Here is a 13,145-nt window from a genome sequence, read left to right on the forward strand (position 1 = left end):
TCCAGCCGCGGACGGGTGTCGAACTCGCTGACCCCCGACAGCAGGTAGGGGTCACCCTCCTGCGACATCAGGTGATGGAAGAGGATGCCTTCCTGCAGCGGCGCCAGCGGGTAGATGTCCTGCACGTTGGCGGCGCCACCCGGCACCGCCGCCACGATGCGGTCGATCTCAACCTGGTCCAGCTCCACCAGCGGCAGCATGTCCGGGGTGATGGACTCCGCCCCGTCCGGGATGGCGTTCGCGGGGATCTCCAGCTCCGGCGCCGCGCCGCCCACGGATTGGGCCAGCTCCGCCAACACCGGCGTGGTGAACAGCGCGCGGACGTCCGTGTGCAGCCCCGCGCTGCGCATCCGCCCGATGAGCCGGATGGCCAGCAGCGAGTGCCCGCCCAGCTCGAAGAAGTGGTCCCACCGCCCCACCCGTTCCACGCCCAGCACCTCGGCCCAGATCTCCGCCAGCGCGGTCTCGGTCTCGCCCAGCGGGGCCTCGTAGCTGCGCCGCGCGTAGGCATCGCCTTCCGGCGCGGGGAGGGCCTTGCGGTCCAGCTTGCCGTTGGGGGTCAGCGGCAGCGCGTCCATGGGGACGAAGGCCGCGGGGACCATGTACTCCGGCAGGCTCTGCAGCAGGCGCTCGCGCAGCGCCTCGGCCTCCGCGTCGCCGACGACGTACGCCACCAGCCGCCGGTCGCCCGGCCCGTCCTCGCGCACGATGACGGTGCCGTCGTCCACGCCGGGCGCCTGGCGCAGCGCGGCCTCGATCTCGCCCAGCTCGATGCGGAAGCCGCGGATCTTGACCTGCTCGTCCAGCCGGCCCAGGAACTCCAGCTCCCCGTCCGCGCCCCACCGCACCAGGTCGCCCGTCCGGTAGAGGCGGGCGCCGGGGTCCAGGGAGAACGGATCGGGGACGTACTTCTCCGCCGTGAGCGCCGGCCGCGCCAGGTAGCCGCGACCCAGCTGCCCCCCGCCCACGTGCAGCTCGCCGGGCACGCCGACGGGCGCGGGCTGGCCGGCCGTGTCCAGCACGTAGAGCGCGGTCCCCGGCGAGGGCCGGCCGATGGACACCGCGCCCGCCGGGGCCTCGGACGCGTAGAGCGTGTGGATGGAGCAGCCGACCACCGTCTCGGTGGGGCCGTACTCGTTGGTGATCAACACGTTCGGCGCGACCTGCCCCCAGCGCGCCACCACCTCGCCCGCCAGGCTCTCGCCGCCGACGACGAACCGGCCCGTGGCGCGTGCCGCCTCCTCCGGCGACAGCTGCTCCAGCAGCAGCGACAGGTGCGCGGGGGTGATCTTGACGAATCCGAAGGTGCCCGACGAGCGGATCACCCCCGCCAGCGCCTCGACCCCTTCATCGGCCGCGAGCACGACGGCTTCGCCCGCCAGCAGCGGGACGAAGAGGCTGGTGACCGTCAGGTCGAAGGAGAGCGACGAGTGCACCGGCGCACCCTCTCCATCGCCCGCACCGTACGTGGGACCGGCCCACGCCAGGTAGCGCGCGAGGCCGCCGTGCGGAATGGCAGCGCCCTTGGGCCGCCCGGTGGACCCCGAGGTGTAGATGATGTACGCCAGGTTCCGCAGGTCCACGCCACTCTCCGGCGCGTGGCCCGGCTCCTGGCCGATCGCGGCGGCGTCCGCGTCCATCCGCACCACGCGCGCGTCGTGCGCGGGGAGCTTCGGCTCCAGCGCGGAGTGCGTCAGCAGGACGGGCACCGCCGCGTCGCGGAGCATGAACGCCAGGCGCTCGGCCGGATACGCCGGGTCCAGCGGCACGTAGGCGCCGCCGGCCTTGAGCACCCCGAGCACGGCCACGACCATCTCCGGGCTGCGCTCCAGGCACAGCCCCACCCGCACCTCCGGCCCCACGCCCAGCGCGCGCCGGTGGTGCGCGAGCCGGTTGGCCCGCGCGTCCAGCTCCGCGTACTTCAGCGACTCCGCGCCGAAGCGCACGGCCACCGCGTCCGGCGTCCGCGCCGCCTGCTCCGCGAACAGCTCGTGCGCGCAACGGTCCGCGGGGGCGTCCGTTTCCGTCCGGCTCCACTCGCCCACCACCCGCGCGCGCTCCGACTCCGGCAGCACGTCGATGCTCCCGATCGCCCGGCGCGGCGCGCACTCCAGCGCCTCGGCCAGCCCCTCCAGCGCGGCGTGCATCATCCGGCACACCCGCTCCGCGTCCGCGGGCGCCGCCACCTGCGCGACGAGCGAGAACGCATCTCCCCAGTCGTCCACCGCGAGCGCCACGGGGTAGTTGGTCCGCTCCTGCGCGCCGATGCCCCGCACGCCTTCCCTGCCGGGCCCCGCCTGCCGCGGACGCTTGGTCCCGCCGTAGCGGTAGTTCAGCACCGAGGTGAAGAGGGGCGCGGGTGCCGCCACGCCGCTGCTGCGCTGCGCCAGCGCCAGCGAGGCGTGCTCGTGCCGCAGCAGGTCCGCCAGCAGCGCGTGCGTGCGCCGCACCGCCGCCTCGGCCGCCTCCTCGCCCACCCCGATCCGCACCGGCAGCGTGTTGATGAGCGGGCCCATCACCCGGTCCGCACCCTCCCCGCCCTGCATGCGGCCGAAAAGCAGCGTCCCGAAGACCACGTCCTCCCGACCGCTCAGCCGCGCCAGCACCTGCGCCCACGCAAGGTGGCACAGGCTGGCCGCGCTCACCCCCAGCGTGCGCGCCCGGCGGCGCAGCCGCGCGGCGACGTTGTCCGCCACCGGAAGCCGCGCCTCCGCGATCCCGCGTCCATCCCCCCATACGTCGAGCAGCCCGTACGGCGCCGTCGGCTCGTCCACGTCGCCCAGCATCCCGCGGAAGAACCGCTCGTGCTCTTCGCGGCTCACCCCCAGGCGCGCCTGCGCCACGTAGCCGCGGAAGGGCAGCGGCGCCGCCAGCTCGGATTCCACGCCCCGCAGGTGCGCCGAGATCTCCTCGCGCTGCACCTCCAGCGACTCGTGGTCGCTGGTCAGGTGGTGCGTAAGGACCAGCAGCAGCCAGCGGCCCCGCGCGCGGTCCTCGGCGATCGCGGCCCGCCGCAGCGGCGCCTGCCCCAGGTCCATCCGGTACCGCCGGGGGTCGTAGCGCCGCCACAGCTGCCCGGCCGCATCGCCCAACTCCACATCCAGCTCCACCTCCTCCACCGGCAGCCGCGCGCGGCGCCAGACCACCTGCACCGGCTCGCGCAGTCCTTCCCAGGCCACGGCCGTGCGCAGGACGTCATGCCGGTCGATCACCGCCTGCAGCGCCGCCAGGTACTGATCCAGGTGCGCGCGCGTGTCGAACTCGGTCGTGCTGGACAGCAGGTAGGGATCGCCCTCTTCCGACAGCAGGTGATGGAACAGGATCCCTTCCTGCAGCGGAGCCAGCGGGTAGATGTCCTGCACGTTCGCGGCTCCGCCCGGCACGCCCGCCACGATGCGGTCGATCTCCGCCTGCGTAAGCTCCACCAGCGGAAGCATGTCCGGCGTGATGGATTCGCTCCCCGCGGGAATCGCGTTCGCGGGGATCTCCATCTCCATGGACGCCCGGCCCACGGCCAGGGCCAGCTCCGCCAGCACCGGCGTGGTGAACAGGGCCCGCACGTCCGTGTACAGCCCCGCCCGCCGCATCCGCTCGATCAGCTTCATCGCCAGGAGCGAGTGCCCGCCCAATTCGAAGAAGTGGTCCCACCGCCCCACCCGCTCCACGCCCAGCAACTCGCCCCAGATCTCCGCCAGCGCCGTCTCGATCTCCCCCAGCGGCGCCTCGTAGCTGCGCCGCGCGTACGCATCCCCTTCCGGCGCGGGGAGCGCCTTGCGGTCCAGTTTGCCGTTCGCCGTAAGCGGCAGCGCGTCCAGCGGGACGAACGCCGCCGGCACCATGTACTCCGGCAGCTCCCGGCGCAGGTGCTCGCGCAGCGTCTCGGTTTCCGCTTCACCCACGACGTACGCCACCAGCCGACGGTCGCCCGTCTCGTCCTCGCGCGCGATGACGGCGCAGTCGACGACGCCCTCGCTGCGCCGCAGCACGCCCTCGATCTCGCCCAGCTCGATGCGGAAGCCGCGGACCTTTACCTGAAAGTCCAGCCGCCCCAGGTACTCGATGGCGCCGTCCGCCCGCCAGCGCGACTTGTCGCCCGTGCGGTAGAGGCGCGCGCCCGGACGGGCGGAGAAGGGATCGGGAATGAACCGCTCCGCGGTGAGGCCGGGGCGGCCCAGGTAGCCGCGCGCCACCTGCACCCCGCCGATGTACAGCTCTCCCGGCACGCCCACGGGCGCGGGGGTGAGCGCCGCGTCCAAAACGTACAATTGCGTGTTCCAGACGGGGCGGCCGATCGGCACCACGTCGGCGGCGTCCTGGCGCGCGCACGCCCAGTGGCTCACGTCCACGGCCGCTTCGGTGGGCCCGTACAGGTTGTGCAGTTCCACCGGAGCCGGGAAGCGCTCGTGAAAGCGCGCCACCAGCGCCGGCGGCAGCGCCTCGCCGCTGCAGATGACGCGGCGCAGGCTGGTGCAGCGCGCCGGGTCCGCCGTCTCCACGAACTGCTGCAGCATGGAGGGGACAAAGTGCAGCGTGGTGACCCCGCGCCGCTCGATCACATCCTGCAGGTACAGCGGGTCGCGGTGGCCGTCGGGCCGCGCCATCACCAGCGTTGCGCCCTGCTGCAGCGGCCAGAAGAACTCCCACACGGAGACGTCGAACGAGAACGGTGTCTTCTGCAGCACCACGTCGTCCGCACCGATCCCGTACTCCGCCTGCATCCACCACAGCCGGTTCACCACACCGCGGTGCGCGTTCATCACCCCCTTGGGCCGGCCGGTGCTGCCGGAGGTGTAGATGACGTACGCCAGGTTCGACGGCGTTACGGCGGGCGCCGGGTTCTCCGCGCTCTCCGCAGCGATGGAATTCCACGCCGCATCTACGTCCAGCGTCGGCACGTCGGAGGCGGGGAGGATGCCGCGCAGCCGCGACTGGGTAAGCAGCACGGCCACGCCCGAATCCTCCAGCATGTACGCCAGCCGCTCCGGCGGATAGCCCGGATCCAGCGGAACGTACGCGCCACCCGCCTTGAGCACGGCCAGGATGGAAACCACCATCTCCACGCCGCGCTCCAGGCAAAGACCCACGCGGGTTTCCGGCCCCACGCCGCGGCGGGCCAGGTGGTGCGCCAGCTGGTTGGCGCGCGCGTTCAGCTGCGCGCAGGTGAGCGACGCCTCCTCCGCGATCACCGCAACCGCGTCCGGCGTGCGCGCGGCCTGCGCCTCGATGAGCTGGTGGATGCACTGGCCGGCGGGTACCTCCGCTTCCGTGCGGTTCCACTCGTCCAGCACCCGCGCGCGCTCCGCCTCGCCCACCAGCTCCAGCCGCGAAAGCCGCACGTCCGCGTCGGCGGCCACCTGCTCCAGCACCCGCTCAAGGTGGCCCAGCATCCGCTCGACCGTGGCGCGCTCAAAGAGGTCGGTGCTGTAGTCCAGCGCGCCGCGCAGACCCTGGCCGGTCGTCCAGAGCGTAAGGGAGAGATCGAACTGGGCGACCTCCCGGGCCGTTCCCGCTCCGCTCACCTCCAGCCCGTGCAGCGTGCTCGCCCCGCCCTCCGCGTTCTGCAGCGCGAACAGCACCTGGAAGAGGGGCGAGTGGCTAAGGCTACGCTCGGGCTGCAGCTCGGCCACCAGCTTTTCGAACGGAAGCTCCTGGTGCGCGTAGGCACCCAGCGTGGCCTCGCGCACCCGCCCCAGCACCTGGCGAAAGCTCGGGTCGCCACCGAGGTCGGTACGCAGCACCAGCGTGTTGACAAAGAAGCCGATCAGCGCTTCCACCTCGCCGCGCGTGCGCCCGGCGATCGGGCTGCCGACCACCACGTCCTCGCTGCCGGCGTATTTGGAGAGCAGCACCTGGAACGCGCCCAGCAGCGTCATGTACAGCGTCGCGCCTTCGCTGCGCCCCAGCCGCTGCAGCCGCTCCAGCAGGTCGGAGGAAAGCGCCACCGGGACCGTCGCGCCGCGGTACGTCTGCACCGGCGGGCGCGGATGATCCGTCGGCAGCTCCAGCAGCGCGGGTGCGCCCGCCAGGCGCTCCCGCCAGTACGCCAGCTGCCGGTCCAGGGTCTCGCCCGCCAGCTGCTCGCGCTGCCACACCGCGTAGTCGGCGTACTGCACCGCCAGCTCCGCCAGCGGCGATTCACGCCCTTCGGCGAACGCGGCGTACAGCGCCCACAGCTCGCGGAAGAGCACACCCATGCTCCACCCGTCGCTGACGATGTGGTGCATCGTCAGCAGCAGCACGTGCTCCTCCGCCCCCAGCCGCAGCAGCGCGGCGCGGAAGAGCGGGCCCGCGGAAAGGTCGAACGCCCGCCGCGCCTCCTCGCCGGCGCGCCGCCTGACCGCCGCCTCGCGATCCGCTTCGTCCAGCGCCGACAGGTCCTCCACCGCCAGCGCGAACCCGCCGAAGGGCGCGATCACCTGCACGGGCGAGCCGTCCAGTTCAGCGAAGACCGTCCGCAGCGCCTCGTGGCGCCGCACGATCTCGCCCAGCGCGCGCTCCAGCGCCGGCCCGTCCAGCGCACCCTTCAGCCGCCGCGCCACGGGGATGTTGTAGACGGCGCTCCCCCGCTCCAGCCGGTCGATGAACCAGAGCCGTTCCTGCGCGAACGACAGCGGCAGCGGGTCCGTGCGCTCGGCCGGCACCACGGGCGGCAGCACCGGCAGCTGCGCGCGGCGCATCTCTTCCACGCGCCCGGCCATCTCCGCCACCGTGGGTCCTTCGAACAGCGCCCGCAGCGGCAGCTCCACGCCGAACAGCCCGCGCACCCGCGACACCACCCGCGTGCCCAGGAGCGAGTGTCCGCCCAGGTCGAAGAAGCTTTCCTCCACGCCCACGCGGTCCAGGTGCAGCACCTCTGCCCAGATCCCGGCCAGCACCTCTTCGGTCGGTGTGCGCGGCGCCACGTACCGGTCCGCGCCGGCCGCGTACTCCGGCACCGGCAGCGCCTTGCGGTCCACCTTTCCGTTGGCGTTCAGCGGCAGCCGGTCCATGGCGACGATGGCCCGCGGCACCATGTACTCCGGCAGGCTCTGCCGCAGGTGCTCGCGCAGCGCGTCCGTTTCCATCTCACCGACCACGTACGCCACCAGCCGCTTGTCGCCCGGCTGGTCCTCGCGCATCATCACCCGGGCCTCGCGCACACCCGGGAACGCCGCAACCGCCGCCTCCACCTCGCCCGGCTCGATGCGGAAGCCGCGGATCTTCACCTGGTCGTCCACGCGGCCCAGGAACTCCAGCTTCCCCTCCGCCTTCCACCGCGCCCGGTCGCCGGTGCGGTACATCCGCGCGCCCGGCTGGGCGGCAAAGGGGTCGGGGACAAAGCGCTCGGCCGTCTGCGCCGGGCGGCCCAGGTAGCCGCGCACCACGCCGTCACCCCCGATGCACAGCTCGCCGGGAACGCCCGCCGGGAGCGGCTGGCCCGCGGGATCGAGGACGTAGGCACGCGCGTTGGGGATCGGCTTGCCGATCAGCACCGTGGGCGCGTCCTCCGCCACTTCCTCCACCACCTCCAGCGTGCACCACACCGTCGCCTCGGTGGGACCGTACTCGTGCAGCACGCGCGCAGGTTTGCCCTCGCGCAGCATCCGGCGCACGCTGTCCGTCCCCACCGCCTCCGCCCCGAACACCAGCTGGCGCAGCGTCGCGTACACGTCCACCTGCTCGCGCACGTGCTGGGTGAACAGCGCCGCGGTCTGATAGAGGTGCGTGATCCCCTGCTCGCGCAGCGCCTGCCCCAGCAGCGGCGCGGAGAGAAGGACGTCGCGGTCGATGCCCACCAGCGTGGCGCCGTGCACGAGCGCGCCCCAGATCTCGAACACCGCCGCGTCAAAACTCGCGTTCGATGCCTGCGCCACGCGATCACCGGGGCCGAGCGGCATCGTCAGGGGGAGGCAGTACGCGTACTGCACCACCTCGCGGTGCCCCATCATCACGCCCTTGGGCCGCCCCGTGCTGCCGCTGGTGTAGAAGACGTAGGCAAGGTTCCCCGCCGCCACGTCCGTCGACAGCGGGTGATCCGGGTGGGCAGCGAGCAGCTCCGCCGCCTGATCCAGGCGGATGACGTGAAGATCCGGGGCGGCGATGTCCGCGTCGCTAAGCAGGATGCGGACGGCGGAGTCGGCCAGCATGAGCGCCATGCGCTCGGCCGGATAGCTGGTGTCGACGGGAACGCAGCAGCCGCCGGCCTTGAGCACGGCCAGCGTGGCGACCACGTTCTCCACGCCCCGCTCCACGCGCAGTCCCACGCGGCTCTCCGGCCCCACGCCCAGCCCGGCCAGGTGGTGCGCCAGCCGGTTGGCACGCGAGTCCAGCTCCCGGTACGTCAGCTCCTCCGCACCCCACACCAGCGCCGCCGCGTCCGGCGTGCGCCGGACTTGCTCCTCGAACAGCTGGTGGATGGGGAGGTGCGTGGGATACGCCGCGTCGGTGCGGTTCCACGCCTCCACCACCACGCGGCGCTCGGCTTCCGGAAGCACGTCGATGCTCCCGATCGGCCGGCCGGGAGCAGCTTCCAGCGCTTCGACCAGCCCGGCGAGCGCCGTGTGCATCATCCGGCACACCAGCTCCGCATCCGCTGGGGCCGCCACCTGCGCCAGCAGCGAGAACTCCTCGCCCCGGTCGTCCACGGAGAGGACCACCGGGTAGTTGGTCCGCTCCTGGCCGCGAATGCCCCGCACGCCCTCCGCAGCCTGCCCCGCCTCCCGCGCGCGCGCCGCCCTGCCGCCGTAGCGGTAGTTCAGCAGCGAGGTGAACAGCGGCGCCGGCGCCGCCACGCCGCTGCTGCGCTGCGCCAGCGCCAGCGAGGCGTGCTCGTGCCGCAGCAGGTCCGCCAGCAGCGCGTGCGTACGCCGCACCGCGCTTTCGACGCCCTCCGCTCCGACCCCGATTCGCACCGGCAGCGTGTTGATGAGCGGACCCATCACCCGGTCCGTGCCTTCCCCGCCCTGCATGCGGCCGAAGAGCAGCGTGCCGAACACCACGTCGCGCCGGCCGCTCAGCCGCGCCAGCACCTGCGCCCACGCCAGGTGGCACAGGCTGGCCGCGCTTACCCCCAGCGCGCGCGCACGCAGGCGCAGCCGCGCGCCCACGTCGTGCGCGACCGGCAGCCGCGCCTCGCCGATCCCATGGCCCTCGCCCCACACGTCCAGCAGACCGTACGGCGCCGTCGGCTCCTCCACGTCGCCCAGCATCGCGTGGAAGAACCGCTCGTGCTCCTCCCGGCTTACCCCCAGCCGCGCCCCCGCCACGTAGTTGCGGAAGGGGAGCGGTGCCGGCAGCTCCGACTGCAGGCCCCGCAGGTGCGCCGAGATCTCCTCCCGCAGCACCTCCAGCGACTCGTGGTCGTTGGTCAGGTGGTGCATGAGCATCAGCAGCAGCCAGCGGCCGCGCGGCCGGTCCTCGGCGATGCACGCCCGCAGCAGCGGCGCCCGGCCCAGGTCCATGCGGTACCGCCGGGGGTCGTAGTGGCGCCACAGCTCCCCGGCCGCATCCCCGGCCTCCGCATCCAGCCGCACCTCCTCCACCGGCAGCGGCGCGTGCCGCAACACAACCTGCACCGGCTCGCGCAGCCCGTCCCAGGCCATGGCCGTGCGCAGGATGTCGTGGCGGTCGATCACCGCCCGCAGTGCCGCCAGGTACTGGTCCAGGCGCGCGCGGCTGTCGAACTCGGTGGTGCTCGACAGCAGGTACGGGTCGCCTTCCTCCGACATCAGGTGGTGGAAAAGGATGCCTTCCTGCAGCGCGGCCAGGGGGTAGATGTCTTGCACGTTCGCCGCGCCACCCGGCACCGCCGCGACGATCCGGTCGATCTCCGCCTGGCTCAGCTCCACCAGCGGCAGCATCTCCGGCGTGATGGACGCGGACCCCTCGGGGATCCCGTTCGCGGGGATCTCCACCTCCGCGGACGCTCCGCCCACGGCCAGGGCCAGCTCGGCCAGCACCGGCGTGGTGAACAGGGCCCGCACGTCCGCGTGCAGCCCCGCGCTCCGCATCCGCCCGATCAGCTTGATCGCCAGCAGCGAGTGCCCGCCCAGCTCGAAGAAGTGGTCCCACCGCCCCACCCGCTCCACGCCCAGCACCTCGCCCCAGATCTCCGCCAGCGCCGTCTCGATCTCGCCCAGCGGGGCCTCGTAGCTCCGCCGCGCGTAGGCGTCCCCCTCCGGCGCCGGGAGCGCCTTGCGGTCCAGCTTGCCGTTGGCCGTCAGTGGCAGCGCGTCCAGCGCGACGAAGGCGGCCGGCACCATGTACTCCGGCAGCTCCCGGCGCAGATGCTCGCGCAGCACGTCCGCCTTCGCAGCGCCCACCACGTACGCCACCAGCCGCTGCTCGCCCGCATCCGCGCGAACCAGGACCACGCAGTCGGTGACGCCCTCGCTGCGCCGCAGCACGCCTTCGATCTCGCCCAACTCGATGCGGAAGCCGCGCACCTTTACCTGGAAGTCGAGGCGCCCCAGGTATTCGATGGCACCGTCCGCCCGCCACCGCGCCCGGTCGCCCGTCCGGTAGAGGCGCGCGCCCGGCTCCGACGAGAACGGATCGGGGATGAAGCGCTCCGCCGTCATCGCCGCGCGGCCCTGGTAGCCGCGCGCCACCTGCACGCCGCCGATGTACAGCTCGCCCGGCACGCCGACGGGAGCGGGGTTGAGCGCGGCGTCCAAAACGTACAATTGCGTGTTCCAGACGGGGCGGCCGATCGGCACGACGTCGGCGGCTTCATCGCGCGGGCAGGTCCAGCAGCTCACGTCCACGGCCGCTTCCGTCGGGCCGTACAGGTTGGTGAGCACCACGGGGGCGGCGAAGCGGTCGTAGAAGCGATGCACCAGCGCCGGCGGCAGCGCCTCGCCGCTGCACACGACGTGGCGGAGCGACGCGCAGCGCCCGGCCTCCACCGCCTCGACGAACGACTGCAGCATGGAGGGGACGAAGTGCAGCGTCGTCACCCCCTCGGCCTCGATGACCTCCTGCAGGTAAGCGGGGTCGCGGTGCCCGTCCGGGCGCGCCATCACCAGGGTTGCGCCCTGCTGCAGCGGCCAGAAGAACTCCCACACCGACACGTCGAACGAGAACGGCGTCTTCTGCAGCACCACGTCGTCCGCGGACAGGCCGAAGTGCGCCTGCATCCACACCAGGCGGTTCACCACGCCCCGGTGCTGGTTCATCACCCCCTTGGGGCGGCCGGTGGAGCCGGAGGTGTAGATGACGTACGCCACGTTCGACGGCGTGACGTCAGGGGCCGGATTCTCCGCGCTCTCCCGCGCGATCGCATCCCACGCCGCGTCCACCTCCAGCGCCGACAGTTTGGAGTCCGGCACGATGCCGCGCAGCCGCTCCTGCGTGAGCAGCACGGCCACGTCCGCATCCTCCAGCATGTACGCCAGCCGCTCGGCGGGCAGGCCCGGGTCCAGCGGCACGTAGGCTCCCCCGGCCTTCAGCACCGCCAGGAGGGAGACCACCATCTCCAGGCTGCGCTCCATCAGCACGCCCACGCGCACCTCTGGACCCACGCCCTGGCGGCGCAGGTGGTGGGCGAGCTGGTTGGCGCGCGCGTTCAGCTGCGCGCAGGTGAGCGACGCGTCCTCGAAGCGCACGGCGACCACGTCCGGCGTCCGGGCCGCCTGCGCCTCGAACAGCTGGTGGATGCAGCGGTCCGCCGGCGCCTCCGCTTCGGTCCGGTTCCACTCGTCCACCACCCGCGCGCGCTCCGCCTCGCCGAGCAGTTCGATTTCGGACAGCCGCACGTCCGCATCCGCGGCGACCTGCTCCAGCACCCGCCCCAGGTGCCCCAGCAGCCGGACGATCGTGCCGCGCTCGAACAGGTCCGTGGCGTACGACAGCCCGCAGCGCAGACCCTGGGGCGTGGTCGCGACGGTCAGCGACAGGTCGAACTTGGCGCTGGCGAAGCCCGCGTCGACGCGCTCCGTGCCCAGTTCCGCCAGGCCACCGGCCGAGTCGCGGGTGTCCTGCAGCGTGAACTGCACCTGAAAGAGCGGCGCGTGGCTCAGGGAGCGCTCCGGCTGAAGCTCCGCCACCAGCTTTTCGAACGGCACCTCCTGGTTCTCGTACGCCCCCAGCGTTCCCTCGCGCACCCGGCCCAGCAGCTCGCGGAACGACGGATCGCCCGCGAGGTCGGTGCGCAGCACCAGCGTGTTGACGAAAAAGCCGATCAGCCCCTCCACCTCGCTGCGCTCGCGCCCGGCGATGGGGCTGCCCACCACCACGTCCTCGCTTCCGCTGTACCGGGACAGCAGCACCTGAAAGGCCGCCAGCGCAACCATGTACAGCGTCGCCCCCTCGCCGCGTCCCAGCGCCTGCAGCCGCTCCAGCAGCTCGGCGGAAAGCTCGATCCGCTCGACCGCCCCCCGGAACGTCTGCACGGCCGGGCGGGGATGGTCCGTGGGCAGCTCCAGCAGCACCGGTGCGTCCGCCAGCCGCGCCCGCCAGTAGCCCAGCTGCCGCTCCAGCGCCGCGCCTTCCAGCTGCTCGCGCTGCCAGGCGGCGTAGTCGGCGTACTGCACCACCAGCTCCGGCAGGGGAGACTCCCGCCCCGCGCGGTACGCCTCGTACAGCACCGAGAACTCGCGGGAAAGCACCCCCATGCTCCACTCGTCGCTGACGATGTGGTGCATCGAAAGCAGCAGCACGTGGTCGTCCTCGCCCAGCCGCAGCAGCGACGCCCGGAACAGCGGGCCCGTGGCCAGGTCGAACGGCCGCGCCGCCTCTTCGCTGACGCGGCGCCGCATCTCGGCCTCCCGTTCCCCCTCGGCCAGCCGCGACAGATCGACGGTGTCGAGCGGGAAGCCGGCGAAGGGCACGACCACCTGCACGGGAGCGCCGTCCACCTCGCGAACAACGGTGCGCAGCGACTCGTGGCGCCGGACGATCTCGCCCAGCGCGCGCTCTAGCGCACCGGTGTCGGGCGCTACCCGCAGCCGGAGCGGCCAGAGCATGTTGTAGGTGGTGCTCCCCGGCTCCAGGCGGTCCAGAAACCACAGCCGCTCCTGCGCAAAGGAAAGCGGAGCGCCGTCGCGATGGCCGCGGGGGACGATGCTGAACGAGCGGACCCGTCCCTTGAGCCTGGCCTGGACGAGCGCGCGCTTGGCGGCGGAAAGCTCCGGGCGCGGAGACTCGACCGTCTTGTCCGAGGACAT

General features: G+C 72.9%; 1 protein-coding gene. It reads right to left on the bottom strand.

Going from position 1 to position 13,145, the window contains the following annotated elements:
- A partial coding sequence (locus ACOJUJ_RS00945; RefSeq protein WP_420124961.1) for an amino acid adenylation domain-containing protein occupies positions 1-13,145 on the bottom strand: 13,145 nt, incomplete at its 3' end.

Source organism: Longimicrobium sp. (assembly GCF_048594345.1).
Lineage (GTDB): Bacteria > Gemmatimonadota > Gemmatimonadetes > Longimicrobiales > Longimicrobiaceae > Longimicrobium.